At 59.4% G+C, this 26,809-nt stretch carries 27 protein-coding genes; 10 read left to right on the forward strand and 17 right to left on the reverse strand.

The annotated features are described in order from the left end of the window. Positions 1-13 precede the first annotated feature (13 nt). The 5 genes from ccsB to BLV41_RS14060 form a co-directional block, all read right to left on the reverse strand. Entirely contained in the window at positions 14-1,087 is a 1,074-nt protein-coding gene (gene ccsB, locus BLV41_RS14040) for a c-type cytochrome biogenesis protein CcsB (RefSeq protein WP_074712191.1), read from the reverse strand. Beyond that, on the reverse strand, positions 1,087-2,796 hold the full coding sequence (gene resB, locus BLV41_RS14045) for a cytochrome c biogenesis protein ResB (protein WP_074712192.1): 1,710 nt from the start codon (positions 2,794-2,796) through the stop codon (positions 1,087-1,089). The genes ccsB and resB overlap by 1 nt, the downstream gene beginning before the upstream one ends. After that, the gene (locus BLV41_RS14050; protein ID WP_074712193.1) at positions 2,796-3,551 is read right to left on the reverse strand and encodes a cytochrome c biogenesis CcdA family protein; all 756 of its coding nucleotides are present in this window, start codon (positions 3,549-3,551) and stop codon (positions 2,796-2,798) included. The genes resB and BLV41_RS14050 overlap by 1 nt, the downstream gene beginning before the upstream one ends. A 15-nt stretch (positions 3,552-3,566) precedes the next feature. Further along, positions 3,567-4,154 carry a TlpA family protein disulfide reductase gene (locus BLV41_RS14055; protein ID WP_074712194.1) on the reverse strand — a complete coding sequence of 196 codons (588 nt, stop codon included), beginning with the start codon at positions 4,152-4,154 and terminating at the stop codon, positions 3,567-3,569. A gap of 124 nt (positions 4,155-4,278) precedes the next feature. Further along, complete coding sequence (locus tag BLV41_RS14060; protein WP_074712195.1) at positions 4,279-4,941, reverse strand: histidine phosphatase family protein; 663 nt, start codon at positions 4,939-4,941, stop codon at positions 4,279-4,281. A gap of 171 nt (positions 4,942-5,112) precedes the next feature. Here BLV41_RS14060 and BLV41_RS14065 point away from each other — a divergent pair, with 171 nt between their 5' ends. From BLV41_RS14065 to BLV41_RS14075, 3 genes are all read left to right on the forward strand, one after another. Next, entirely contained in the window at positions 5,113-5,670 is a 558-nt protein-coding gene (locus BLV41_RS14065) for a YceI family protein (protein WP_074712196.1), read from the forward strand. A gap of 133 nt (positions 5,671-5,803) precedes the next feature. Beyond that, positions 5,804-6,460, forward strand: a complete 657-nt coding sequence (locus BLV41_RS14070) for a hypothetical protein (protein WP_083360789.1) — start codon at positions 5,804-5,806, stop codon at positions 6,458-6,460. Between the two features lie 129 nt (positions 6,461-6,589). Further along, positions 6,590-7,318 (forward strand): DUF6264 family protein, encoded by a 729-nt coding sequence (locus tag BLV41_RS14075; protein ID WP_074712197.1) that lies wholly within the window; start codon positions 6,590-6,592, stop codon positions 7,316-7,318. An 85-nt stretch (positions 7,319-7,403) separates the two neighbouring features. On the opposite strand, the gene BLV41_RS14080 is transcribed toward BLV41_RS14075, so the two are convergent. After that, entirely contained in the window at positions 7,404-8,072 is a 669-nt protein-coding gene (locus BLV41_RS14080; RefSeq protein ID WP_425284295.1) for a redox-sensing transcriptional repressor Rex, read from the reverse strand. A gap of 168 nt (positions 8,073-8,240) precedes the next feature. Then, a complete protein-coding gene (locus BLV41_RS14085; protein ID WP_074712199.1) occupies positions 8,241-8,528 on the reverse strand; it encodes a glutaredoxin family protein in 288 nt (95 codons plus the stop codon). Positions 8,529-8,674: 146 nt separating this feature from the next. Between BLV41_RS14085 and BLV41_RS14090 the strand changes: the two genes are divergently transcribed. Next, positions 8,675-9,487 carry an HAD family hydrolase gene (locus BLV41_RS14090; RefSeq protein ID WP_044573881.1) on the forward strand — a complete coding sequence of 271 codons (813 nt, stop codon included), beginning with the start codon at positions 8,675-8,677 and terminating at the stop codon, positions 9,485-9,487. 92 nt (positions 9,488-9,579) lie between these two features. On the opposite strand, the gene BLV41_RS14095 is transcribed toward BLV41_RS14090, so the two are convergent. The 4 genes from BLV41_RS14095 to BLV41_RS14110 all read right to left on the reverse strand — a co-directional run bounded on the left by BLV41_RS14095 (position 9,580) and on the right by BLV41_RS14110 (position 12,533). Further along, the gene (locus BLV41_RS14095) at positions 9,580-9,678 is read right to left on the reverse strand and encodes a 30S ribosomal protein bS22 (protein WP_074712200.1); all 99 of its coding nucleotides are present in this window, start codon (positions 9,676-9,678) and stop codon (positions 9,580-9,582) included. A 114-nt stretch (positions 9,679-9,792) separates the two neighbouring features. After that, positions 9,793-10,029, reverse strand: coding sequence for a helix-turn-helix domain-containing protein (locus BLV41_RS14100; RefSeq protein ID WP_044573878.1), 237 nt, complete (start codon positions 10,027-10,029; stop codon positions 9,793-9,795). A 179-nt stretch (positions 10,030-10,208) separates the two neighbouring features. Further along, positions 10,209-11,321: a 3-deoxy-7-phosphoheptulonate synthase gene (locus BLV41_RS14105; protein WP_074712201.1), complete on the reverse strand. Its 1,113-nt coding sequence runs from the start codon at positions 11,319-11,321 to the stop codon at positions 10,209-10,211. A 201-nt stretch (positions 11,322-11,522) separates the two neighbouring features. Beyond that, on the reverse strand, positions 11,523-12,533 hold the full coding sequence (locus tag BLV41_RS14110; RefSeq protein WP_074712202.1) for an acetylxylan esterase: 1,011 nt from the start codon (positions 12,531-12,533) through the stop codon (positions 11,523-11,525). Positions 12,534-12,936: 403 nt separating this feature from the next. Here BLV41_RS14110 and BLV41_RS14115 point away from each other — a divergent pair, with 403 nt between their 5' ends. Then, on the forward strand, positions 12,937-13,995 hold the full coding sequence (locus BLV41_RS14115) for a LacI family DNA-binding transcriptional regulator (protein WP_074712203.1): 1,059 nt from the start codon (positions 12,937-12,939) through the stop codon (positions 13,993-13,995). A 145-nt stretch (positions 13,996-14,140) separates the two neighbouring features. Here BLV41_RS14115 and BLV41_RS14120 read toward each other — a convergent pair whose 3' ends face one another. The 6 genes from BLV41_RS14120 to BLV41_RS14145 form a co-directional block, all read right to left on the reverse strand. After that, positions 14,141-15,082 carry a carbohydrate ABC transporter permease gene (locus tag BLV41_RS14120; RefSeq protein WP_074712204.1) on the reverse strand — a complete coding sequence of 314 codons (942 nt, stop codon included), beginning with the start codon at positions 15,080-15,082 and terminating at the stop codon, positions 14,141-14,143. Then, on the reverse strand, positions 15,075-16,019 hold the full coding sequence (locus tag BLV41_RS14125) for a carbohydrate ABC transporter permease (RefSeq protein ID WP_044573863.1): 945 nt from the start codon (positions 16,017-16,019) through the stop codon (positions 15,075-15,077). The genes BLV41_RS14120 and BLV41_RS14125 overlap by 8 nt, the downstream gene beginning before the upstream one ends. Before the next feature lie 294 nt (positions 16,020-16,313). Next, a complete protein-coding gene (locus tag BLV41_RS14130; protein ID WP_074712205.1) occupies positions 16,314-17,090 on the reverse strand; it encodes a cupin domain-containing protein in 777 nt (258 codons plus the stop codon). Further along, positions 17,090-18,058 carry a DUF6807 domain-containing protein gene (locus BLV41_RS14135; RefSeq protein WP_074712206.1) on the reverse strand — a complete coding sequence of 323 codons (969 nt, stop codon included), beginning with the start codon at positions 18,056-18,058 and terminating at the stop codon, positions 17,090-17,092. The genes BLV41_RS14130 and BLV41_RS14135 overlap by 1 nt, the downstream gene beginning before the upstream one ends. Then, a complete protein-coding gene (locus tag BLV41_RS14140) occupies positions 18,055-19,194 on the reverse strand; it encodes a Gfo/Idh/MocA family protein (protein WP_083360791.1) in 1,140 nt (379 codons plus the stop codon). The genes BLV41_RS14135 and BLV41_RS14140 overlap by 4 nt, the downstream gene beginning before the upstream one ends. Positions 19,195-19,196: 2 nt before the next feature. Continuing rightward, on the reverse strand, positions 19,197-20,483 hold the full coding sequence (locus BLV41_RS14145; RefSeq protein WP_074713333.1) for an ABC transporter substrate-binding protein: 1,287 nt from the start codon (positions 20,481-20,483) through the stop codon (positions 19,197-19,199). 299 nt (positions 20,484-20,782) lie between these two features. On the opposite strand from BLV41_RS14145, the gene BLV41_RS14150 reads away from it, so the two are divergent. The 5 genes from BLV41_RS14150 to BLV41_RS14170 all read left to right on the forward strand — a co-directional run bounded on the left by BLV41_RS14150 (position 20,783) and on the right by BLV41_RS14170 (position 26,713). Next, entirely contained in the window at positions 20,783-22,081 is a 1,299-nt protein-coding gene (locus tag BLV41_RS14150; RefSeq protein ID WP_074712207.1) for an ABC transporter substrate-binding protein, read from the forward strand. A gap of 68 nt (positions 22,082-22,149) precedes the next feature. Beyond that, on the forward strand, positions 22,150-23,289 hold the full coding sequence (locus tag BLV41_RS14155) for an acetylxylan esterase (RefSeq protein ID WP_074712208.1): 1,140 nt from the start codon (positions 22,150-22,152) through the stop codon (positions 23,287-23,289). Then, on the forward strand, positions 23,286-24,038 hold the full coding sequence (locus tag BLV41_RS14160) for an alpha/beta hydrolase (RefSeq protein WP_074712209.1): 753 nt from the start codon (positions 23,286-23,288) through the stop codon (positions 24,036-24,038). Before BLV41_RS14155 ends, BLV41_RS14160 begins: the two co-directional genes overlap by 4 nt. 61 nt (positions 24,039-24,099) lie before the next feature. Beyond that, positions 24,100-25,407 (forward strand): ABC transporter substrate-binding protein, encoded by a 1,308-nt coding sequence (locus BLV41_RS14165; protein ID WP_074712210.1) that lies wholly within the window; start codon positions 24,100-24,102, stop codon positions 25,405-25,407. Positions 25,408-25,528: 121 nt separating this feature from the next. Then, a complete protein-coding gene (locus BLV41_RS14170) occupies positions 25,529-26,713 on the forward strand; it encodes an L-talarate/galactarate dehydratase (protein WP_074712211.1) in 1,185 nt (394 codons plus the stop codon). The last annotated feature ends 96 nt before the right edge of the window (positions 26,714-26,809 follow it).

Here is a 26,809-nt window from a genome sequence, read left to right on the forward strand (position 1 = left end):
CCAGCAGAGGTGCTTAGCTGCCTACGCCTGCATAGGAGTGCAGGCCGGAGAAGTACATGTTCACAATGGTGAAGTTGAAGACCACGCACAGGTAGCCAACAATTGAGAGCCAGGCGGCGCGGGTGCCCGTCCAGCCCTTCGTGGCACGGGCGTGCAGGTAGCCGGCGTAAACAACCCAGATAACAAAGGTCCAGACTTCCTTGGTGTCCCAACCCCAGAAGCGGCCCCACGCCTTTTCAGCCCAGATGGAACCGAACATGAGCGTCAAGGTCCAACCAACAAACGCGATGCCGTTGATGCGGTATGAGAGGTTTTCCAGGCTCAACGCGTTGGGTACCAGGCGCATCACGAGCGCCTTGTCCTTCTTGCCGGAAGCGATGGATGCCTCGCGGCGGGACTGGAAGAGTTGCAGGACCGACATGGCGAACGTCAGGGTGAAGAGCGCCGAGGAAAGCACGGCGATGGAGACGTGGATGACCAGCCAGTAGCTCTGCAAGGCCGGAACCAGGTGGCCCACGGGAGTCCAGAACGCCACCGAGGCGGCCACCACCATGAGCAAAATCAGGCCCACGACAAAGGTGCCGAGGAAGCGCAGATCGCGACGGGTCAGGACCAGCAGGAAGACGATGGCTACGGCAAAGCTGCCCGTGGTGCAGAATTCGTACATATTGCCCCACGGCACGCGACCTGCGGCCAGACCGCGGAAGACCACAGCAAAGCCCTGGACGACGGCGGCAACAACTGTCAGCGCCACGGCAACCCGGGCCACCACGCGGCGCTCCTTGCCATAAAGCATGGAATCTCCGGCGGTTACTCCGTCAGATCCAGAATGGGTCTTGCTGCTGGGGCGCACACCGCGATCCTGCGGTCCGCTTTCAAGGCCCTGGCCTGCTGCTCCGCGAGAGCCGACGCCGGCAAGCACGCCGGTCTGGGCTGCTGCCTCTTGGCCGGCCAGACCCATCTTGGCGGCCTTGCTGAAGGTGAACAGGTCCCAGACGTAGGCACAGAATGCCACCGCGTACGCCATACCGGCAACCAGCATGAGCTGCTCGCTGAGTTGGGCAAAGCCCTCATTGATATCTTGCATTACTGATCCTTAGTTGCGGGGGTGTCGCCGGGTGCGGGATTTTCGGTTGCCGTTGGGGGCTGCTCACTATTTTGCTCTGCATCCTCCAATGGCACCAGCCACTTGGCGTGCAGCGCCTTGTTGATGGCGATGTACTCGCCCGCCAGGCGATGATCCTCACCACGAGCCAGCAGGCCAAATTCCACCATGGTGCACCCATCCGGGTGGTTGCCCGTGCGGACCCACACGCGGCGGCGGTTGAAGAACAAGGACGCGATCAGGCCGGCCAGGGCCAGCACGGCAAAGATCAAAACGAAGACCTGTCCCGGGTCATGGCGGATGTCCAGGGCCGCAAAACGCTTGATGCCGTCAAAGCTAATGGTGCCGTTGTTGCCGGGAAGGTTGTAGCTTTGCCCCGGTGCCAACGTGATTCCACCGGCGTCAAGGTTGCGTGAGTTGATTTCGGTGAGTGTGGAGGTGTCCAGCGTGTACACGTTCCGCGGCACACCGCTGTCCAGGCCAAGATCGCCGGTGTAGGCGTTCAGGTTGAGCTGCGGGTTGAACGGGTCAGGGTCGGAGCCAAAGGCCACACCCTTGTCATCGACCAAGGCCGTGGGGAGGAAGAAGCCCACAAAGCCGAGCTGGTTCGGTTTGGCATCGGGAACTTTGATGACCACTAGCGAGGTGTAGGCGCCATCGGTGGGGATGGTGATGACAGGTCCCTGGAATGAGACGTTGCCTTCACCGTCCTTGACAGTGACAACCGGGGCGTATCCGTTGCCCACCAGGTAGATGTTGGTTCCACCAATGCCCACAGGCTCATTGACCTTGAGGGTCTTTGTCTCGGCTTCAGCATCCGGGCTGTCCTTGACCTTCAAGGTGGCGTTGAAGTCCAGCGGCTGCCCATAGTGGGCCTCGGTGGACCTGTCATACTTGACCGCCAATTTTTCCAGCTGCGCCGAATACGGAGACAAGGTGTCGTCGGAGAAGTTGGTGCCGGGGGTGAAGGTGTCGTAGCTGCTCAAGGTGTTGACGAAGGTTTCTCCTTCAACGAGCACGCGCTGGCCGCTGTAGCCAAAGAGTCCGCTGTAGGCGATGGCCGCCAAGACGCCGATCATGGCCGTGTGGAAAAGCAGATTGCCGACTTCCCTCAGGAATCCAATCTCTGCACCCACCGACGGCCGGTCGGTGTCAAGGTCCCGGACATCCACGCGGTATCCACGCTGCTTCAGCGCAGCTGCGGCGTCCTTGACTGCCGTCTCCGCGTCGATCGCGTTGGCGGCGGGGATGGTCACCGTGCCATATTCGGCCAGGCGGGAGAGCCGCTTGGGAGTCCGCGGGGGTGCCGAACGCATGGCCTTCCAGTGAATTTTGGCGCGCGGAATGACACAGCCAATCAAGGAGGTGAACAAAAGCAGGTAAATGGCGGCAAACCACGGCGAGGAGTACACGTCGAAGAGCTTGAACCAGTCCATGATGGGACCCGAGCCCGGGTTGTCCTTCAGGTACTGGGTGACCTCCGACGGCGCCGAGGACCGCTGCGGGAACAAGGAGCCGGGGACGGCACCCACGGCCAGCAGGAGCAACAGGAACAGGGCCGTGCGCATGCTTGTCAGCTGCCGCCAGGCCCAGCGAATCATCCCGAAGAACCCGAGTTGCGGCAGCACCACCTCACCGCCGGCGGGCTTCGGTGCCTTGCTCTTGGGTTCTTTCACCACTGTCTCTTTCATTAGATTGGCAATCTCACTTCATTAGCAAACCAAAACTGCAGTTCGTTGATCCACGTGCCCCACAACCCGGTCACCATCAACAATCCCAGAACAATCAACATGCCGCCGCCAAAGTACTGCAATCCGCGCCGGTGCTTCCGGAAGAACGCCAGCGCACCCAGCCCCTTGCGAGCACCCAAGGCGATCAGCAGGAACGGCAATCCCAGTCCCAGGCAATAGACAAAGGTGAGGAACGCCCCCTTGGCCGCGTTGGGACCATCGGAAAAAGCCAACAGCTGCACGGCACTGAAGGTTGGGCCAATGCAGGGCGCCCAGCCCAAGCCAAAGGTCAGGCCCAGGATTGGTGCACCCCAGAGCCCGGCTGGCGGTTTCGTGTGAATCTTCGCTTCACTCTGGAACCAGCTCATACCACCGAGGAACACCACACCCATGAAGATCACCACAAGGCCAAGGACCTGGGTGACCCAAGCGGCGTCGGGCCCCATGAGCCACGCCCCCAGCTGTCCAAAGACGGCGCCAATGAGCATGAAAACCACCGAGAAACCGAGCACGAACAAGCCGATCCCGGCAAACATTCGTCCGCGGCGCTGATCTTGCAGATCGGCCCCGCTCAGCCCGCTCACGTAGCCCAAATATCCCGGCACCAATGGCAAAACGCAGGGCGAGAGGAAGGAAACGAGCCCGGCCAGGAGTGCAACGGGAATGGCCAGCAGCATGGAGCCGGTCAGTACCGTCTCAGCAAAGGGATTGTTCATGGAGTTGGAATGCCGCTAGTTTTCCGCGAGCGCGGAGGTGATGAGGGCCTTCAAGGTGCCCTTGTCGGCCACGCCAAGGATGCGGGCGGAAACGCGGCCCTTCTTATCCAGCACCAAGGTGGTGGGAACGGCGGCGGGCGGCACAAACTTGGTCAGCGCCAGCAAAACACCGCCATCTTTGTCCACAATGCTCGGGTACGTCAGGGAGAAGTTGCGCTCAAACGCCTCGGCCGCGGCGATTTCATCGCGGACATTCACGCCAAGGAACTTCACACCCTTAGGGCTGAATTCGGTGTTGAGAGCCTGCATGTCCGGGGCTTCCAAACGGCACGGGGCGCAAGCCGCGTACCAAAAGTTCATGATCGTGACCTGGCCGGGGAAATTAGCCGCGTCCACCTTGGTGCCGTCGAAGAGGGCGGCCGTGAACGTGACCGGATCCTTGCGATCGTTGGCCCCGTATTCGGTGACAGACCCGTCGCCGGCAATGTAATTCTTGTTATCGCCGGCATTGGCTTGGTCCGCCAACGGATCGTTGCTGGAGCATGCGGCCAAAGCCACCGTCAGTGCGGCGCCGCCGGCGGCAAATAACGATCTACGGCTCATCGAGGAAGTCACGACGCAAGTCTTTCGTTTCAAGTGGAAGCCATCGGGCGGACGCAGAAATGGCATTGTCTTCTACGCTACGTCGAATAGCTGATTGTCAGCTGTGTACCTTGAGCTTGTGGGGCTAGGCGCCGGGAGTGGTTGCGGCGCCCGGAAGCAACGCGGCAGCCGGTTCGCTGTATACAACCTTCACAATGTCATCACCGTTGAAGGTCAATGACGTCAATGACGCCAAGGTGCATTCGCGATTGCGCGGATCATGCCACAGGTGCTTGCCCTCGGCGCTGCGCCGGGTGGACCAGATCGGGAGCTGATGGCTGACCATAATGGCTTGTGCGCCGTCTCCCCCAATTTCGAAAGCACGACGGCGGGCATCCCGTGCCGCTTCCAACATGCGTTCTGCTTGGGCTGCGTACGCTTCACCCCAGGAAGGGCGCAACGGATTCACAAGGTAAGGCCAGTGCTTGGGCTTGAGTAGTTCAGCCTTGTTGACCTTCATGCCCTCGAAGTGGTTGCCCGCCTCGATGATGCGCGGATCGGTCACGATCTCCAGACCCAACGCCTTCGCCGTGGGCTGCGCCGTTTCCTGGGCGCGAGTCAAAGGTGAGGCCACAAGGTAAACGGGAGCGGCGCCGTCGTTCTTCAGGGCCGTGAAGTGCTCGGCAACCATCACCGCCATGGCTTGGCCACGCTCGGAAAGGTGGAACTCGGGGAGCCGGCCGTAGAGGACGCCATCGGGGTTGAAAACCTCGCCGTGGCGCAGAAGATGAACAGTTACTTCAGACATGCTTCCCAGTTTCTCAAAGTTAGTTGGCTAGGGGTTAATCAGTCCCTGGAAAGTTTTTTTGGAATCTCGGGAATATTAGATACAAACGCATGCTTATACGTGGTGAAGGGCAACCACTACGGATGCCCTAACAACAGCTTTGACCCAATAATTTTTCTCAAGGAGACTCCCATGTCAGTAACCACCATTGAAGCCACTGGACTCACACAGGGCACCTGGAACCTCGACGGCTCACACAGCACCGTTGGCTTTACAGTCCGCCACGCAGGCATCTCCAAGGTTCGCGGCCAGTTCACCGAAATTGAAGGCGCCCTGACCCTCGGCGAAACCCTCGCCGATTCCTCCGTGACCGCCACCATCCAGGCCGCCAGCTTCAGCTCAGGTGACGCCGGCCGCGACGGCCACGTCAAGGGCGCCGACTTCTTCGACGTCGAGACGTTCCCCACCCTCACCTTCGTCTCCTCCAGCGTTTCCGGTGACGCCGAGGACTTCGAGCTGACCGGCGAGCTGACCATCCGCGGCATCTCCAAGACCGTCACCTTCAAGGGTGAATTCAACGGCGTTGCAGTTGACCCGTTCGGCCTGACCCGCGCAGGCTTCGAAGGCAAGACCGTCATCAGCCGCAAGGAATTCGGCCTGACCTGGAACGCAGCCCTGGAAGCTGGCGGCGTATTGGTCTCCGATAAGGTCACCATCACCTTGGACGTTGCATTCGTCAAGGCCGCATAAGGGTTCTCCCCACCGCAAAAGCCCCTCTTCCCAGAGGTCAAAAGGGCCGGTCCGCCACCATGGCGGGCCGGCCCTTTTTGTCACCGCCAGCGAGGCCTATGCAAGTGTTCATCCCACAGCTAGGGTTTTGACTATGAGCACACCGAATGAGCAATCAGGTCCCAGTCAGCCGGTCCCTCCCGGTTATGGTTCTACGCCAATTCCTCCCAACCAGCCCGGCGCTCCAACACCGCCGCCTCCGGGATACCAGACCCCGCCGGGGTACCAGCCTCCTCCGGGATACCAGCAGCCGGGCTATCAGCAGCAGCCGCCACCCCAGCAGACTGGCGACTTCAAGTTTGAAATGCCCAAAGACATGCCAAAGTCCATGAACGATGTGATGCCCGTGGGTGGCTTCGCCGGGCTATTCAAAATGAACGGTCTGCCACAGATGCTGAAGGTTTCCTACATCTTGTGGCTTGTCACCGCCGGATTGGGGCTTCTCGTTGGCGTCATCTCCTTCCTGGGTTCCTTGGTTTTCCTTGGCTCAGGCTTTGGCAGCGTCCGGGGATTGATTGCCACACTGATCTCCCTGGCGTTGATGGTTGCCGTGGTCATCTGTGCCATGAAACTCAAAGAAGGCATGCAATGGGCTCGACTGGCCCTTTCGGCCAGCGTAATCGTGAGCTTCATACTCCTGTTCCTCGGTGGCGGCGGCGTGGGCCTGCTCGGCGTTGTGGCAGCCGTGTTCATGTGGCTGCCGGAATCGACAGCATGGCTGAATTCACGCTCCAGAACTCCGGGATACTAGTTTTCGCCGGCGGCTTTACACGGTAGGTGCCACAGGAGAGGTCGCGTAGGGTTATTAGAAACCCGCCGCGGCCTCTCTTCACATTTGGTGACGCAATGGCTCCACGGAAACACTGAAAGAGCATCTCTCATGACCACCTCCGGTGAAGAACCCCAAGAGCAACCCACAACCCTCCCGGGAAGCTACGGCGAGATCGCCCCAGGCGTCCCCCGGTACGGCCAGTACGCTCCGGCAGGATGGGAGCCACCCCAGGAGATCAAGGACGCGCAGGAGGCCGCTACATCGGCACAGGCGCTGCCTCCGGCTCAGACTTACCCCGGCTTTGGCGGCTCGCAGGCCGGCATGCCTTCACAGCCGGGCCAGCCCGGCCAAGCCAACGGCTTCGGCACCCACTTGGCGCCACCCAGCCGGGTTCTGATGGCGACCAGGATGATTCTGGCCGCTGGTGTCATGCAGGCCATCTCGGTTGTGGCCCTGTTGGCCGTGATGCTGGTGCCCTCCGTCAAGTCATCGGTCATTGACGCCCTGCAATCAGCATTGGGCAGCACACCCGAACTGGCCGAGGTGTACGCAGATCCGACACTGGTCAATGTGGCGTTGTTCTTTGCCTTCATCTTCAGCATTGCCATGACGTTGACTTATTTTTGGCTAGCCAGGAAAATCCGCAAAGGCGCCACCTGGGCCAGAACCACAGGCCTGGTTCTGGCGATCCTCTCGCTGGTCTTTCTGAGCCAACCAAATCCGCTGACCATTGTTCAGGTCGGCCTGGGTGTCATAGGCGTCATCTTGCTTTTCGGCTCCCCTGCCAAGGAATTCTTCGCAGCGCAAAAAGCCAACCGAGCCACTAACAAGAGCTAGCCGATCCCACCCCGACTCGGACTCCACGGCGGGAGGTCACCTTTGCAACAAAGGTGACCTCCCGCCGTCGTACATTTCGAATCGGTTAGGCGCCGGGACGCTCCTGTGTCAGCCCCGGGGCCTGCAAGCTTTGCGCGTGATAGGCCAAGATCTGCAATTCCGTGGCCATATCCACCTTGCGCAGGTTGACATGCTCGGGCACGGCCAGCGCCACGGGGGCAAAGCTGAGGATGCTGTGGACGCCGGCTGCCACCACGCGGTCGCACACCGATTGGGCCACAGCAGCGGGTAGCGCAAGAACAACCATATTGGCCCGGGTGGAGGCCAGGACGGCTTCAAGATGCGCAACGTCGCCCACGCGCAACCAGCCAATTTCGGTGCCAATGATGAGCTCGTCGGCATCCAGCAGGGCCACCACGTCAAAGCCGCGCGATTCGAACCCGGCATATCTAGCCAACGCACGGCCCAAGTTACCGGCACCAATAATGGCCACACGCCACTCATGGGTCAGCCCCAGGGCTTGCGCAATTTTTCGGCTCAGGTTGGCCACATCGTAGCCCACGCCGCGGGTTCCATAGGAGCCCAGGTAAGAGAGGTCCTTGCGAACATTGGCCGATCCAACGCCGGCTGATTCCGCCAACGCTTCGGAAGAAACGCTCTCGGCACCCTCGGCCAAAAGCGCGTTCAAGGTCCTCAGGTAAAGGGTGAGGCGCGAGACCGTGGCAGACGGAAGTTGCCGGGCCGGCTCGGCCATCGACTCATCCGGGGTCTGTACTGGGCTCAAAACACAACTCCACATTCTCGCATCATGGCTGCGCCTGATTGCTGGGCACGAGGCACCAACACCCATACCCACTTTCAACCACTTTAGGACCTGGCCCGGCGCAGCCCAAAACGTGGGTCTCCGCGAGTGCGTGTTGAGCTACGCCTTGCCGATGGCCCGGGCGAGGATGCCGCGCAGCCGGACCGGATCGATCTGCCAAAAATCGCGCTGGACACCGTCCACCAAGACCACGGGGACTTCCTCACCGTAGCGGGCAGTCAGCTCAGCTTCCCCGTCGATGCGAATTTCGTGCCACGACAGCCCGAGCTCGCGCGCCACGTCACTCACAATGCCCACGGCATCCTCACAGAGGTGGCAGCCATCCTTGGTAACCAGTTCCAACAGGGGTGCCGGCCGGGCTGCGGGTGTCGTATCAGTGGAGTCCATGCTTACAACGGTACCCAATGTCTGGTCCCTGGCCCGCAGCCCAAAATACCCGTGGGCCTGCCCGCGAATGAAAGTTTCACCACAGTTAACCCCATGGGCAGGTGGCGGATCAGGCACGAAACGGTGGGAATGACTAGACTCGTTGCATGCCCGACGTGACTACCAACAGTGCCGAGGCCTCCTCGACTGCTGCACTACACCAGGGTGAGGCCGCTTTCTTCGATGTGGACAACACGTTGATGAAGGGCGCCAGCTTGTTCCACGTGGCCCGAAAAATGTATCAAAAGCGTGCCTTCACGCTCGGGGATGTGGCCGGATTCGCTTGGAAACAGCTCAAGTTCATCACCCGTGGCGAGAACATGAAGGACGTTCATTCCGTCCAGGATTCCGCCCAAAAACTGGCTGCGGGCATCAGCGCCGAATTTGTCCGCCAGCTGGGCGAAGAAGTCTACGACGAGATGATCGTGTCGAAAATTTGGCCAGGCACCAAGGCCCTGACGCAGGAGCATCTCAAATCCGGCCGCCAAGTATGGCTTGTGACGGCCACCCCCGTGGAGGTTGCCGGCGTCATTGCCGAACGCCTGTTCCTCACCGGCGCCTTGGGCACAGTTGCCGAGATTGAGGATGGCATCTACACGGGCCGGCTTGTAGGCGAAATCCTGCACGGACCCGCAAAGGGGCGTGCGGTTCTTGATCTGGCGGCCAGTGAAAACCTGGATTTGACCCGTTGTTGGGCGTATAGCGATTCCTTCAATGACATCCCGTTGTTAACCGCTGTAGGCAATCCCGTGGCGATCAACCCTGATGCGAAACTTCGCCAGCACGCCAAGGACAACAACTGGCCCATTTACGATTACCGCTCCGGCCGCCGTGCAGCCACTCTTGGTTTGCGTGCCGCCACGGGGGTGGGCATCGTGTACGGACTCTGGAAGGGCATCACCATGGTGCGGAAACGTTGAGCACGGTTACGGTCCCGGCACGCGCCGTGAGGGCATAAAAAAACACCCGTACACCACAAGGGTGAACGGGTGCCTTCGCAAAAATAGAAGATTTACTTCTTGTTGCGACGCTGGTGACGCGTCTTGCGAAGCTGCTTACGGTGCTTCTTCTTGGACATCCGCTTGCGGCGCTTCTTAACTACTGAACCCATGAAAGTTCCTCACAAACTGCATAGAACAACCTCGGATGAGGCCGTAAACGATTAGGTCGACCGATCTCAGGAATCGGTCAAAGCCGAAAATGGATCTTTCCTAGGGTACCGCCTTTACCCTGTATGCGCCGAACTGGAGGGTCCTTGGGTATCTGTGCCATCGACCACGGCGGAACGAAGGTAGCTTTCGACGGCGTTTGCGGGCACTCGATATGACCTTCCAAAACGCACTGCAGGGAGCTCGCCAGCGTGCACCATGCGGTAAACGGTCATTTTTGACACCCGCATGAGCTCGGCCACTTCCTGAACTGTCAAGAAGGTCACATTGGAGAAGTTTTGCTCCTGAGTCATTGTTGTCCTCGGTATCCAATTTCTTTCACTGTGGAGCTGCCTGTTGGCGCCCAGCACCTTATGCTCCTAGCGCTAACTCTAGGGGCAAATGTGGCCCTTGTGAAAGTTGTTGCCTGTATCAACGCGTATGCAGCCCCCGAAGCGATCTGCGGAGGCTGCAGCCAGTGCCCCCGCACAATTTAGGCGGTGCGGCGGGCGCGTGAGCTGCGAGCCAAGTTCGCCAGAACATCGGCCGTGACATCCCAGTCCATGCAGGCATCCGTGACACTTTGCCCGTAGGTCAGTTCAGCCTCGCCGGCGGCTACCGTTTCCACGTCCAGGCTTTGCGCGCCGCCCACAAGGAAGCTCTCGAGCATGATCCCGGCAATGGTGTGTGCGGAGTCGTCACCGGATTCAAGTTGGGCGCCGATTTCCAGGGCCACCTCGGCTTGGCGGTGGTGGCTCTTGCCGGAATTGGCATGGCTTGCATCCACGATCAGGCGGGGGTTGACACCTGCCGCGGTTGCCTTGGCAGAGGCTTCTGCAACGTCCGCAGACTTGTAGTTGGGGCCCTTGCGCCCGCCGCGGAGGATCACGTGGGTGTCTTGGTTTCCAGCCGTGGTGACGAGAGAGGCCCGGCCGTCCCCGTCGATCCCGAGGAATGACTGCTCAGCGCTAGCGGCGTTGCAAGCGTCCAGGGAAACCTGCAGATCACCGTCGGTCCCGTTCTTGAAGCCCACCGGCATGGAGAGGCCGGAGGTCAGCTGGCGGTGGATTTGGCTTTCGGTGGTGCGGGCACCGATGGCACCCCAGGAGATGAGATCGGCAGTGTATTGCGGGCTGATCGGTTCCAGGAATTCGGTTCCCGTTGGCATACCCAGCCTGGCCACGTCCAGCAGGAACTCCCTCGCCATTTCCAGGCCCTTGGCAACATCGTGACTGCCGTCCAAATTGGGATCGTTGATCAGACCCTTCCAGCCCACGGTGGTGCGTGGCTTTTCGAAGTAGGCCCGCATGACTATCAGCAGGTCTTCTTCATGCTCCTTGGCCGTTGCGGCCAGGCGGCGGGCGTATTCCAGACCGGCAGCCGGATCATGAATGGAGCAAGGACCCACCACGACCAGGAGACGGTCATCGAGCCCGTCCATGACGGCGCGGACCTGATCACGGCCGCGTTCGACGACGTTGCTTGTGGCGGCGTCCAGCGGCAGCTTCTCTGAAAGATCCGCGGGCGAGGGCAGTTCGGTGAACCGGCTGACGCGCAGGTTGGCGGTGGAATGCGCGGCGGCGGGAATGGCTTCTGTGACGCTCATGGGGGTGGTTCCTTTGGATGAGGGCTGGGAGCGAGCCCGCATCGGAGCCCGCCGGAAATGGCGAAGGACAGAGAAAAAGATTCTCTGTCCTGTTGGCTCTGAAGGAAGGTTGGATGCGTGTCAGTTAGACGCGGGCCCCTCCAGAGCCAACGAAAAATACGCATACCAACGGTTTGTCATGCCCACACCATACGCCTGAAATTATCCGGCCAGCAAATCGGCCACGTAATGGAGCTGCCGCAGCCGGTGATGCTCCTGCCCGCCTTCGTGGTTATTAAAGCGGTAATACTCCATCTCCTTGACCGGCGGCTGGGGTGTGGCGGTGCCGTAATTGTTGAAGGAGGCATACACCGTGGAGGGCGGGCAAACGTCATCCATCCCCGCACAGGAGTAGAGGGCCGGAACGGTGCAGCGGCCGGCGAAGTGGACGCCGTCGTAATAATTCAGGACATCGAGAACGCTGTCGTAGGAGGTGCGGTGGCGGTTCAGGAAGGACGCGATTTCCGGATATGGCCCCCGCGGAGCAATGTCAATGGAGCGGGGGAAATCCTGCAGGAACGGAACATCGGCCATGAGGGCGATGACGCCGTCGAGCCTTCCGGCCGTGAGGCCTGCAGCGGCAATGGCCAGGCCACCGCCCTGGCTGATGCCGGTCACTAACACCTTTGCGGCATCCACTTCGGAGTGGCTTTGGGCGGCCTCAATGGCACGGAAGGCATCAACATAGACGCGTCGGTAGTAGTAACTTTCGCGAGAATTGACGCCGCGAGTCATGAGGCCCGGGTATGCCACATCGCCGGCGGACGGATGCGGATCGGCGGTCTCCCCCAAGAGACCTCCATAGCCCTGGCCGCGGGTGTCCATGATGAAATGCGCGTAACCGGCCTGAGCCCATGCGGTGTCCTGTTGAATCAGGCCGCGACCGCCCGAATAGCCAATGAATTGCACTACGACCGGGAGCCTTTCCCCGGCAATCCGGTTCGAGGGGAGGTGCAACCAAGCCTTGATCGGGGCGCCGTCGAACCCTGCGAAGGTGACATCAAAGCTGTCGATGACCGTCAGGAGATTCTCCGTCGGGGTGAAACTTGCCGCGAGAGGAAAGGCGCGTGCTACGGCGATGGTTTCATCCCAGTAGCCCTCAAAGTCCGTTGGCTCCGTGGCGCTGGAGGTGTACGTGGGGAGTTGATCAACTGGCATATCAAAGAGCGGCATGGCTCGGAATCCGTTTCAGTCGGGGTCCGGCGTCTGCTCCGGACAGGCTCACTGGACATCCTATGTCCTTCGCGGTGCGGGTTCGGCAAGTCCCCCTATCTCGGCGAAGGGGAAAACACGCGCGCACATCCACATGGAAAGGATGACGCACGACACAATATGGCAACGCTTCCCGGTTTGGGCAGAATTACGGTTATCCAAGTAGGTTAGACATTATAGATGGTTACAATTCCGTCCAGCCAAACGCGAATTGAACATCAATTATGAATGCTAATTCGTTGAGTTGAGAGGCTGCCCGTGCACGATGTTTTCTGCGTTGCACCACAGGTGAACAATGCTTTCCGAAAAGCCTTCATCAGCTCCCCCATGCGTGGTCACCTCACAGCTCTCGCAAGATTCAGTCATGACGCCTGCTGAGGGCCCGGTGAGCAGGCCGGCAACAATCCGTGAGGTTGCCGCTTTGGCGGGGGTTTCGCATCAGACAGTGTCTCGATTCTTGAACCAGGACACCAGCATGCGCCCGGCTACCATCGAGAAAATCAAGATAGCGATGGCGGAGCTCCATTACTCGCCCAACCTGGCGGCCAGGGCTCTTCGTTCTCGTCAAAATTACCGCGTTGTTGTGGTCCTGCCAGAGGCTTCCCAATATGTTCCCATCCGGGTCCTCAATGGCGCCGCAAAGGCGGCCCATCTCGCGGGATACCGTGTGGATGTGGTGGCCTTGGAGGGCACGGCCAAGGAGCGCATGGAAAGTATCGCCACCTTGTTGGCGGGAGCCGATTTGGCTGGAGTGCTCTCCTTCGCCCCGCTGCCGCCGGAAGCTCTAGGCGGTGCGGAACTTGTCACGAGAGTGCCAATCGTGGTGGCCGGTGCCTATGATGACAAAATGAGAGCCAGCGGCACTTTTGCCAACGGTAAGGCCACCATCAAAATAATGGAGTACTTGCACGGTTTAGGTCACCGAAATTTCTTCCACGTTGCGGGCCCCTTGGACTGGATTTCAGCCAGAAATCGCAAAGATGCTTACGAATTTGCAATTGCTGACCTTGGATTACACTCGCATGGAATTGCCCGGGGGGATTGGAGCTCGAAATCCGGTTACCTCGCCGCTAGCCAAATCATGGCTTCCCCTGATGTTACGGCCGTGGTCGTTGCCAACGATCATATGGCCTTCGGGGTTATGCGGGCCCTTCACGAAAATGGGATCGCAGTACCCACTACGGTGAGTGTCTTTGGTTGGGATGATCTGGCCGAATCTGAGTACTTCATGCCTTCCCTTTCCAGCGTCCACATGGACTTGGAAACCCAAGGCTCCATCGGAATGAAACGTTTAATAGCCCTCATGCGCGGCGAAAATTTGGCACCAGAACTCTTGTCGGAGCCGACCATGGAGCTGGTTCTTCGCGAATCCTGCGGCCCGGTAAGACCAAGTTCCCAAGGTTTAACCATCCCGACCAGTTAGCGGCCCATGGTGGTTGAATTCCTCGCCAAACCCACCGGCGAAACTGCCTCACCTGTGAAGAAGGGAAGGGTCTTGGTGAGTACGCGTAGCCAGTTCACCAGCCGCGTTTCCTCACCAAGCCCCTTCCCTAATTTTTGGAAACGACCTACTTGATGCCCGTGGTGGCGATGCCCTTGATCAGGAACCGCTGACCAAAGAGGAAGACCAAGAACACCGGCAAGAGGGACACGATTGACATGGCAAACAAGGAGCCCCAGCTGGTGCCGGCCTGGGAGTCAACGAAGGCCCGCAATGCCACCGGAACCGTGAACATATCCGGATCCGTCAAGTAAATCAGCGCGCCGAAGAAATCATTCCACGTCCAAATGAAGGTGAAGATCGTGGTGGTGGCCAAGGCCGGAACCATGAGCGGCAGGATGACGCGGAGGAAGATGCGGGGGTGGCCGGCGCCATCGATCCTGGCAGCTTCATCGAGATCCTTGGGGATGCCGCGAATGAACTGCACCATCAAGAACACAAAGAAGGCGTCCGTGGCCAACAGCTTGGGCACAATCAGGGGCCAGAATGTATTAACCCAGCCGATCTGCGAGAAAAGCACATACTGAGGCACAATCACCACATGGAATGGCAGCATGATGGTCAGCAACATGATGCCGAAGAATATCTTGCTGGCGGTGAACTTCAACCGGGCAAAGGCATACGCAGCCATGGAGCAGGAGATCAGGTTTCCAAGGATGGACCCGATCACCACAATCGCCGAATTGAGCATGTAGTGACCGAACGGATGTGTCAATGCCGACCAACCGCTGGTGTAGTTGCTCATATCCAGCTCACTCAACCACAGCCCTGGATCTTTGAAGATGAGCTCGTTGGGTCGCACCGATGAAACCACCATCCACAACAGCGGATAGATCATCACGGCACCGCACACAATGAGGACCAGATGCTTCACCATGGCTCGGGTGCGGGCCTTGCGGCTATAGGACAAGGTCCCCCGGGACTCACGGACCTTTTCTTTCCTGCTCTTGGGCGCTTTCGGCGCTGCGGGAATGGCCGGAGTTTCAGAGACAGTTTGCAGATTAGTCATCGTAGAACACCCAATACTTAGACGCGACGAAGTTGATGGCGGTAAAGGCACCGATGATGACCAGCAAAACCCATGCCATGGCGGATGCGTAACCCATGTCGAACTGCCCAAATCCCTTTTGGTAAAGGTACAAAGTGAAGAACATGGTCGAATCGGATGGGCCGCCACTGCCGCCGGAAACGATGAATGCCTGAGTAAAGGACTGGAAAGCACCAATGATCTGCAGGACCAAGTTGAAGAAGATAATGGGGCTGAGCAGCGGGACTGTGATCTTGACAAATTTTTGCCAAGCCGAGGCGCCGTCCACTTCAGCCGCCTCGTAGTACATGGCAGGGATCTGTCGCAAGCCGGCCAGGAAGATGATCATGGGGGCACCAAACGTCCACACGTGCAAAAGGATGATTGACCCAAGGGCTGTGTTGGGATCAGAAATCCATCCAGGCCCTTCGATGCCAACCATGGCCAGGAGCTGGTTGACCAGCCCCGTGGTGCCGAAGATCTGCTTCCACAAGATGGCGATCGCCACGGAACCGCCCAAGAGGGACGGCAGGTAAAAAACCGAACGGTAGAAAGGCAATCCGCGAATTCCCTTATCCAGGACGAGCGCAATCAATAGCGCCACGGCCAACTGGATGGGGACTCCCACCAGAACATATGTAAAGGTGACCCCGAGCGAATTATGCAGCCGGGTATCCCGGAGCATGCGCGCAAAATTCTCCAGTCCAACCCAGTTGGGCGCCTGCAGCAGGTTGTAGTCAGTGAATGACAGGTACAACGAGGCCATCATGGGACCTATGGTGATGAAAACCAGCCCTATGAGCCACGGCAAGAGGAAGATGTAGGCGGCTTTATTGTCTCGCCGGTCATCCCTCTTCTCGGCTGCGGTCTTAGGGCCGGTGCGGCGCTTTATCTTGGAGAGTTCACCCAGCGCACTCATGGCCGGACCTCCATTTGCGCTATTCCGGCCTCGATCATGCGTGCGATGCAGCCACCAACGCGTTGGTCATGAACCAGCATGCGAACCTCCTTTGGTTTCATGTCGGGGAAATTGACGGTTATTTACTACGTTCAATAGGTGCGTGCGTGAAGGCCGGTTGCCAGCCAGTGGGAATCCCTAAAACGAGATCCACGCCACAAAATCCAAGTGACTTAATCCAAAGTAAACGTTTTCTCGACGCCTGTACAGCCCATTTGGGTAAATTTAAGAAAACGCTTTCTTAAACTGTAGGATTCACAGCGCCAAGTCCTGCATGCTCACCGGCAGGCCGGATACCTGCCCGGGGCCCCAGGTTTGCAAGAACCCGCACATTCCCAGGCCGAACACCTCGGACGTTGGCGAGGCTCGCCCCACGGCGGCTCTAGCGAAGTGAGCGTACCGCCCTGCCGCCAGCTCTGTGAGGTAGGCCTCGGTGTCGGCTGCCTCCGCGGCCACCCGCCCTTCCCACAGTTCACGCCACTGCGGTACGTGAGCTCGAATTAGCCGGACAGCCTGGGCATGAAATTCCTCGACCGGACGCCAATCGCCAGCCAGTGCCGCGTTCTTTAGTCTCTGATACCCAATCATGGCCGCATCCCGCCTAGCCAGCGCCGCGCGTTCCCCTGCACCCACCGGCAGTTGCGCCGTGCGTCGGTAGCCTTCGGGATCCGCCAAGATTTCAGGCAGAAATGTCAGGACGGCATCTCCAGCCTCTGGAAGGCCCGAATTCTGCATGACGACCAGCAGATCCAGATTCCCGTCATTGATCAGCCGATGAATGGTGCCGGGACTAAACCACAGCAGGTCCCCCACCGCCAGGTCGTGCACGTCGCAGGCCCCGGAGCGCAGCGTTTCCACCCGTCCTTGCCCTCCAACCACCAGGTAGGCCTCTGTGGAGGCAGTGTGCATGTGGGGAGCTCCCCCGCACAGCCCGTCGGCCGCTTCCCAATCGTAAACAGCAAGCCGCGTCAGTGCCGTGCCACCAGGAAAGAACGGCACCTCTTCTTCGATCGATTCCTCTTCCTCACCCATCACATCTGCACCGTGCCGACCACGCCCTGCAATTCCGAGGTGGCTGTCTCGGCTAGTCGGGCAAGCCGGGCGGAATCGGATGCACCGTCGGCAATCACCATGGCATATCGGTTGTTCATCGTGGTTTCAGCGGCGAAGACCACCTCGGCACTGAAGAACGGAGCGGGGCCCATGCACGCGAACGGCTCGGATCGGGTAAACCATTCCGGTGGATGCTGGGCATTGCGGGCATCGTCCACCATGAGGATCGTCGACACTTTGTCGGTCTCGTCATGCTGGCCAACAAACGCCAGCCATGGGGCTCTGGTACCCCGAAGCTCCTCGCCTGCCTCCCCGTTCGGCCCTATGATCGCACCACCTGTGAATGACCTCGGCCCCCGCCAAAACAAGCCGCCATAGCCGGCATTTTCCCGCCCCTCGGTGGTGGGGGAACCAATGGCGATGTCCTGGCCGGAGATGTTGCGCATTCGGGTTTCAAACACCAGGGTCCAAGACTCCCCTTCGGCACTGGGCACCAGCCCGAACGTGCGAGTCTCGCCCACCACCTCCTCGCCGGACTGCGTCAGCCACATCAGACGATGCGAAAACGTGAACCGTCCACCAGAGATTCCGCACTCGAGGATTTCGATGTGGTCCATGCGGCCATTGTTGGGCAGCCACTGATAATCATGGCCCTTGCGGTAGCTGGGCCCACCCCAGAAATTGTCGTCCCCGAAATGCGGCAGCGACCAGGCCAGGCCCTTGTGCCACAAATGGTCGTGAGGGCGGTAGATGGTGACGTCGCTGCCGCACGGGGTACGCAGGGGATGGAAATACGGCCGGGGTGACTCGGTCAGGGCATCGGTGGCTCGAAAGGTGTAGTTGGCCACGCTCGTGCCGTTCAACGTGACCTCAACAGAATCAGTGGTGAGTTTCCAATCCAGCACATGGACTGGATTGTCTTTTAGCTGCTCTTGTGCGAAATTCATGCGAATGACACTTCCTGCTTCCAGGGATCAAGGTGACCGTCCATACGGCCAAAAAAGGGACTTTCGGGGCCAATATCCCCGCTGGCGATGGGTTTTCCCGTGATGCTTGAGGCATAAATTGCGGCGGCCAGTTCCACAGTTTGGTATGCGTCCCGCAAACTGACTGGGGGCTCGCTGCCTTCACGTAGAGATTTTGCGATGACGGCGTATTGCGAGGCGTGCCCGCTGGGCGAATTGGCGCCTGAACTCCACAGCTCGGTCAAATATTCATGCCCTGGGGCGGGTGTCAGCACCCAATTCCCATCGTCGTAACCGTAGAGGTGCTCCAGTTCCACAGTCGCGTACTCAAAATCGAGCCGGATGCTGGACGTTTCACGAGGTGAGATGACCGAGTTGATTACCGTGGCGATAGCTCCGGATTCGAAACGCACCACGCCCGCCGAGATGTCCTCGGTATCGGTCTTGCGCGCAAGTTTGGCCGCAAAGGCGCTCACCTGCGACCAGGGACCCCACAGGTGAAGCAACAGATCGAACTGGTGAATGCCATGCCCCATGGTCGGGCCACCGCCTTCTACATCCCACAAGCCGCGCCACGGAACATCAAAGTAGGCCTGGTTCCTAAACCACAAGGTGTTGCAAACGCCCACAAGCGGCCGCCCAAGCTGCCCGGACTCCTGCAGCTCCCTCAGACGCTGAACGGCGGAGCTGAATCGGTGTTGGAAGATGCAACTCACCGTTCCGCTGGACCCTTCTTCGGCGGCCTGAAGTTGCTTCATTTGCGCCAGTGACATGGCGGGCGGCTTTTCAATAACCACATGCAGGCCGTGACCTAGGGCCTCCAGGGCCAGCGGCACATGGCTGGAAGGTGGAGTGCAAATCACCACCACGTCCGGCGCAGTTTGATCCACGGCGTGGGCAATTGATGCCGCCGTAGTGCCTATCTTCCACTTCTGCGCGAATTCCTTCGCCCGGTCCGGGTCGATGTCGATGGCTGCGGTTATGGCCAGGCCGGGTTGGGCAGATAAGGCTTCGGCGTGTGCGTTTGCGATCCCTCCGGTACCAACGATGGCAACGCTAGTGGGACGGACAGGAGAACTTGTGACTGGGCCTGCGGTTAGGGTTTCTTCGATCCTCATGGCTACCTTTGAATAGTGGTTTTAATTTCTTCGATGAACGCCGTCGCCGCGCTCACCGGAGTTGTCTTTTCAAAAAGTACGTCGGCCATGTAGCGTGCCAAAATACTCTCGATGATGCTCCCACCAACAGGCGTAATGGGTGGAGCGGGGCGTGCTTCCTCAGCAATGGCGTTGGAGAACTCGACGGCAGCAGTGTCTTCAGGACCTAGCTTTCCGGTGATGGATTCGCGAATCTTGGCATTGGCTGGAATGCCGCGCTCTGTCAAAATCAGATCGCCAGCCTCCTGACTGTTGGACAAATAATTGAGGAACGTTTCTGCGGCCCCCTGATGCTTGGTTCGGGCAGAAAGGGACCAAAACATGGAGGACTTGTAATAAGCGGCGCGTTCCTTGGCCTGAGCCTCTCCCGGAATCCGAAGTAGCTTGAGGTCCTGTCCCTTGGCTGCGTTGTACGCCGGCAACTGGGTATTGAAAATGCCTCCAAAGGCCATTTTTCCCGTGGCAAGGCTGGACTGGTCCAGCGGCGCACCTGCCGATTCAAAAATTCCAGCCGGCTTGTCCGTGGAGCCGCTCTTCGAAGCGTCTAGGCGGAGTTGCCAAAAGCTGGACAACGTTTCGGGTTTGATGACAACCTTTGCCTCACCGTCGTAGAGCCGGTCGCCTTGTTGACGTGCCCAGTAGTACAAATCGATGTCCGAATAACCCAAGCCAATACCAATGGACCCGGGGACTTTTCGGCTGACCTCGGACCCCAACTCAAGATAATCCTGCCAACTCCAGCTCTTGTCATCGGGCATGCTGATCCCCGCCTTCTCCAGAATTTCTGGATTGACGGCGATAGCAAAGGTACCCAGCCCAATCACGAGTCCATGGAGCTTGCCATCAATTTCACCGCTTTTGACGGCGTCCGGCGCGAAGTCGGCGATTTCTAGGCTCTCCAGTCTGTTCAGGTCCAAAAGAGCACCCCGATCGCCGTACTCACGAACATACTTTTCGTCCATCTGGATAATGTCAGGGGCGTCGTTGCCAGCCACCTGAGTGGCCAATTTGTCCCAATACCCGGTCCAGTCGCTGTATTCACCCTTGACCGTGATGTTGGGGTGTTCCATATTGAATTTCTCAATAATCTGTTGAGTCGTTTTGTGCCGGGCGTCCCCTCCCCACCATGTGAAGCGCAGCGTGACGGGTCCATCCGCACCGGCTTCGCTGCCGCAAGCAGCAAGCCCAACAGCGCTTGCCGCGAGAACCGATAACTTGAGATATGTACGTCTGTCGGGCATGAAATTCATGGCATTTCCCTTCATGGCAGTTGCAACTTCTTCGTTAGCCGTGCGCAAGGAACACTCCTAAAGTGATCGATCACCCTAGTATTGTGAACGTTCACTTTGTTGTCAATGGTTCTCGGTAAGCCTTTTCCGTCCGCGCCATTATTGCCGGGACGGCAACGGCACAAGGGTCACGACTTCGTCTGAGTAAACGTTTTCTTGACGCCTATGCAGTCCATTTGCTAAATTTCGAGAAAGCGTTTTCTGTGATGGGGACCACAAGGGTGCCAGCGCCGCGGAACGCAACAACGAGAGGTTGGACAATGATGTTTCAGCTCAGGAAATCCATTGCGCTCGGCACAAGCGCACTCGTCGCGGCATCGCTGCTATTGACCGGCTGCGGGGCTTCCGCCTCGACAGAGAAAGTTGGAACCGCGGACGATCCGGTCACCATCCGCTTTGCGTGGTGGGGCAATGACGCCCGGGCCAAGGCCACATTTGACGTCATCAAGGCCTTTGAGGCAGAAAACCCCGGTATCAAGGTCAAGGGCGAGAATACCGAGTTCAGTGCCTACTGGGACAAGATGGCCACACAGGTTGCCGGCGGCGACACCCCGGATGTACTCGCCCTGAGCGGCTCCTATCCCAGCGAATACTCCAGTCGGGGCGTCCTCTTGGATCTGGACAAGGTCAAGGATGAAATCGATACAACCAAGTTCGCTCCCGGCACCGTGGAGCTTGGACAAATCGAGGGCAAGCAGTACACCATCACAGCAGGGGTGAACTCCATGTCCATGGTGGTTGACCCGGCAGTTTTCAAGGCAGCCGGCGTCGAACTTCCTGATGACGAATCCTGGACGTGGAAAGACTACGAGGACCTGTCCGCCCAGATCACGGCCAAGTCGCCCAAGGGCACTTTTGGCACCACACCCATGTCCAACGACTCCTTCCTCGCGGTCTGGGCCCGGCAGGGCGGTGAGCCGCTGTATGCCGATGACGGAACCAAGGTGGGCATCAGCGAAGCTCGCGTCGCAGACTGGTTGCAGATGAACCTGGATCTGCAAAAGTCCGCGGGATCGCCGTCCGCTTCACAAGTGGTTGAGGACGGTTCGGCGCAACCGGAACAGACACTCATTGGTCAGGGAAAACAAGGGATGAAGATTTCCTGGAGCAACCAAATGAATTCTTATTCAGGCAATGAGCTGGTCATGATGAAGATGCCGGGCGAGACACCCACAGGAGGTGCGTGGCTGCGTTCTTCCATGGAGTACGGCATCTCAGCCAAGTCCGAAAACACGGCGGCCGCAGCAAAGTTCGTCAACTTTCTGGTCAACAGCGAGGAGGCCGGAAAGCTGATCAAGAGTGACCGCGGCATGCCCGCCAACCTTGATGTCCGTGCCACTGTCCTCCCACTGCTGAAGGAGAACCAGCAAAAGGAAGCCTCGTACCTTGACCGCATTGCGGAGATGGATCTGACCCCGCCGCTGCCGTTCCCGGCCGGGTCCTCGGCTACCTTGGAGATCTTGAACCGCAACATGACCGATGTTCTCTTTGAAAAGACAACTCCGGCGGATGCTGCCAAGAAGTTCGTCGAAGAAGTCAATCTAAATCTGGACAAGTAGTTCTCCTCCCCCGCTTGCCGGGTGCCTGAACATTCTCGGGCGCCCGGCATCCTCATCGAAAGGCTCCTGTGGATCCCTCCGCCCGGCCCAGTGCCATCCCCGGTTACGAAGACTGGCCCGGATATGTCCGCAGCAGTGGCCCGGCCACGGTGCCGCCCCGCTCTCAACGGCTGGCGGACACCTTGGGGGTTCCCTCGCCCCCCGCCGCCATTGAGGCAGCAACGCAGTGGGAGGAAACGCACGACGGCGTCACCACCACCGCACTCAGCTGGCAGTTGGGCTTTGGGCCTGCCACGCGTGCCTGGCTGGTCCGGCCGGCCGGCACCGCTGAACGTCTACCCGGAGCACTCGCGCTGCACTGCCATGCCGGCAACAAATACACCGGCGCCAGCCGGCTGATCGAATTCCCTGCCGGCCGCAGTGAGCCCGGCGCGGCAGACGACCCCGCCCGGCACGATCTTTATGATGGCAGGGCATCGGCAACTGAGCTGGCCAGGGAAGGCTTCGCAGTCTTGGCCCATGACACGTTTTCATGGGGCAGCCGTCGTTTCAACCTGGATGAGCCGCCATGGCGGACGGCCGACGCCCTGGCCGCGAGGCAGGCCCAGTGGCGCGAAGCCGACCATGTTCCCGGCCCGGCAGAGGCGTACAACGCGGCCGCCGCATTTCACGAGGACACGGTTGCCAAGGCCGCCGGGCTGATGGGTACAAGCCTTGCCGGAATGGTGGCCCACGACGATCTGGCCGCCCTCGGCGTATTGGCGTCACTCCCCGGCGTCGACCCTTCACGTCTGGGCTGCTTCGGGTTCTCCGGTGGAGGCGGGCGGGCATTGGTGTTGGCCGCGCTCTCACCAACTGTTCGCAGCTACGCGGTAACGGCAATGATGACCACCTTCGAATCACTCTTGCCCGCGTATTTGGATGCACACTCCTGGCTCCTGCAAACGCCCGGCTTGGGACGGCTCGGTGAATGGCCCGAGTTCACGGCCTTCGCCGCCGCGGAAAATTTCATGGTGCAGTACGCCTCTCAGGATCCCCTGTTCCCGCCGCAGGGCATGAGGGATGCCAACAGGCTGCTGGATAATCTGCATTCCGTCGGCAGCTACACCGGCACGTTTTGGCCAGTCGGCCACGAGTTCTCAGCCGGGATGCAACAAGAGGTTTTTGATTTCTTCCGCACCTCGCTCGGAACAGGAGTCACGCCATGAGCCAACGCCCGTGGCGGGAAATATTTTGCCCTGAAGAACTTGCCGGGCGGCCCATTTTCATAGTTCTTCCTGGTGGCGGCTACCACCGGCAGGCCGATCATGAAGGTGCGCCTGTAGCGCACTGGCTCAATTCCCTGGGGCTGAACGCCATGGTGCTGCACTACGCCGTCGCCCCTGATTACCCCGGCAAGGCCCTTCATCCTGCACCGCTGAACGACGCGCAAGAAACCCTGCGTTGGTTGCGGTCCGGCGAATCCGGGCTCGAGATTGATGCGGAGCGCATTGGCGTCTTGGGATTCTCCGCTGGAGGGCACCTGGCCGCAGCGCTCAGCACTGGAGCAGGCTCAACTCCGACAGCAGACAGGCCAGAGCTTGCAGTCCTCGCGTACCCCGTCATCTCCCTTGTCTCACACTGCCATCAGGGTTCTGTGAACGCCCTGCTAGGCCCCGAAGCCACGTGGGAGCAGCGGCGGGCGCTTTCGGCTGAGCTGACAGTCGATACCGACACTCCCCCAACCTTTCTCTGGCACACCGCGGACGACGACGCCGTGCCGGTGGAGAATTCGCTGGATTACGCGGCCGCGCTGGCCCGCCACCATGTTCCCTTCGAGTTGCATGTTTTCCCACACGGGCACCATGGCCTGGGCCTGGCTCTTGATGAGGGGGAAGCTGGACGGCATCCGGCGGCCGAATGGACCAGCCGGTGCGCAGCATGGCTAAGCGGCCAGGGTTGGCGCACCACCGCCTAGTTCTTTCTTTTCCTGTGAGCTCCTCACGTCAATTATTTGTAGTCAACCGAAAGCAGGCACAATGCGTTCCTCGATCAACAGGCGCCAGTTTGGGCAGCTCCTTCTCGGCACCGCTGCTGTGGGACTCCTAGCCACCGGCTGCGGCAAGGACACCGAACAGTCAGCGGATGGAAGCGTCACCCTGGGCTTTGCGTGGTGGGGCAATGAGTTCCTCAACGCCCAAACCAATCAGGCAACTGCCGCCTTTACGAAAGCAAACCCAGGCATCAAGATCGATCCCCGGCCAGGTGACTGGGCTAGCTACTGGGACAAACTTGCAACCGTAACGGCAGGCAAGGACTCACCTGACGTTATTCAGATGGATCAGAAGTACATTGCCGAATATGGTGGCCGCGGCGCCCTGGCAGACCTTTCAACGCTTGGTGTGGATATCACGGGGATTGATAAGGCAGCGCTTGCCACCGGCGAATACTCAGGCAAGCAATACGGCTTTAGCACGGGTCAAAATGCTTTGGTCGTTATGGCCAATACCGCCGTATTCAAGGAGGCTGGCGTTGATCTTCCAGACGATCTCAGCTGGACTTGGGACGACTACACAAAATTGGCCGCCAAGATTACCGCCGCCGGCAAGGGCAAGCTTTTTGGGGCGTCGTACGGCAACAATGAATCGAGCCTCATCATCTGGCTGGGCCAACACGGCGAACAACTGTACACAGATGACGGCCAGTTGGGTTTCAAGGAAGAAACTGCCGCCAAATTCTGGGACCAGTTGAAGTTGCAGCGGGACCAACAGGCAAGTCCGCCGGCAAGCATCAACAGCGAGGATGCCTCGGCAAGTTTGGAGAGCAGCCTTTTTGGCACCAACCGGCTGGCCATGGGCTGGAGCTGGACCAACCAGCTTGCGTCGCTGGAAAGCGCCACGGGCAGTGAAATCAAGATGCTGCGTGCCCCGAGCTTGAAGGGGACGGCCAAAGACAACGGCATGTATGACAAGCCCACCATGTATTGGGCAGTGTCCGCACAATCCAAGCATCCGAAGGAAGCCGCCGCCTTTGTGGACTACCTGCTTAACAACGTAGACGCCGGGAAGATCCTCATGACCGATCGAGGCATTCCAACCAACAGCGCCGTCCTGACAGCCATCACCCCTGGTCTCAAACCATCTGATGCAACCGTGGTGGCGTTTCTGGCAGACATCAAAGCCGACATCACAGTGGCGCCGCCCATTCCCCCTGTCGGCGCAAGCGGCATGCAGGACTCCATCATTCGCTATACGGCCGATGTCCTCTTTGATAAGTCATCACCCGAACAAGCAGCCAAGGCCTTTGTTACAGAGGCTCAAGGAATGCTGGATTCGGCCCGCAAATAGCCGTGTCTCCCGATGGGGCGTTGGAGGGCATCGAACGCCTCCACAGCCCCTCTTGTTAGTCGCATCACATTACTCTAGGATAAACCGAGAAAACGTTTTCTCACAACTTGAAGGGACCGTCATGTCTTTGGCCGCAGCACCCCTGCAAACACCCCAGGACGTAAATTTGGGCAACCGGATCAAATGGGTCAAGTTGTCTTCGATTGCATTGCCATTGGCTGTCCCCATCAGCGACGCGAAGGTCTTTACCGGCCGTCAGATGCCGATGACGGAGGTCGTCTTCCTCTTCACCGAGATTCGTACCGCCGATGGGACTGAGGGGATCGGCTTCAGCTATTCAAAGCGCGCCGGCGGCCCCGGCCAGTTTGCCCATGCCAAGGAAATTGCCGGAGAGCTTCTCGGCGAGGACGCCAACGACATCCAAAGACTGTGGACCAAACTGGCCTGGGCAGGCGCCTCCGTTGGCCGTTCCGGACTGGCCACCCAGGCCATCGCCTCCATGGACATCGCCCTGTGGGATTTGAAGGCCAAGCGGGCAAGCCTTCCCTTGGCAAAATTGCTGGGAGCCCACCGCGATTCCGTCCGCTGCTACAACACCTCCGGAGGGTTCCTCAACACCCCGCTTGAACAGGTCTTGGACAATGCGGATGCAACGGTTGCCAACGGCATCGGCGGAATCAAGATCAAGGTGGGGCATCCCGATTCTTCAGTGGATTTGGCGCGAGTAGCTGCCGTCCATGAACGGCTTGGCGGTTCCGTCCCTCTCATGGTTGATGCAAACCAGCAGTGGGACAGGTCCACTGCCCAGCGCATGGGCCGAATCCTGGAGGAATACAACCTCGCCTGGATCGAGGAGCCCCTCGACGCCTACGACGCCGAGGGCCATGCCGCGCTCGCTGCGTCGCTGGACACACCCATCGCCACGGGCGAAATGCTGGCCAGCGTGGCCGAACACTGGGAGCTGATCCGCCACAAGGCGGCGGACATCATTCAGCCCGACGCTCCCCGGATCGGCGGCATTACCCAATTCCTGAAACTGGCAACCTTGGCAGATCACAACGGCCTGGATCTGGCTCCGCATTTCGCCATGGAGATTCACCTGCACCTTGCGGCCGCCTACCCACGGGAACCCTGGGTGGAGCACTTTGACTGGTTGGAGCCTCTGTTCAACGAGCGGCTGGAAACCAAGGACGGCCGCATGCTGATACCCACCCGCCCCGGATTGGGCATCACACTCACTGACCAGGCCCGCGCCTGGACCGTTTCCACCGCAGAATTTGGTGGCCCCAGCCGAAACCTTCTGTAAGCGGCTCTTCACCGCATGCCGTGAAACATCGGCCCTAAACCATTGGTACACCCCGCAAGAATCAGTCAATGTAGATTGGATTATTCAGTGTCAAAC

Origin of the sequence: Arthrobacter alpinus (genome assembly GCF_900105965.1) — a bacterium.
GTDB classification, from domain to species: Bacteria; Actinomycetota; Actinomycetes; order Actinomycetales; family Micrococcaceae; genus Specibacter; species Specibacter alpinus.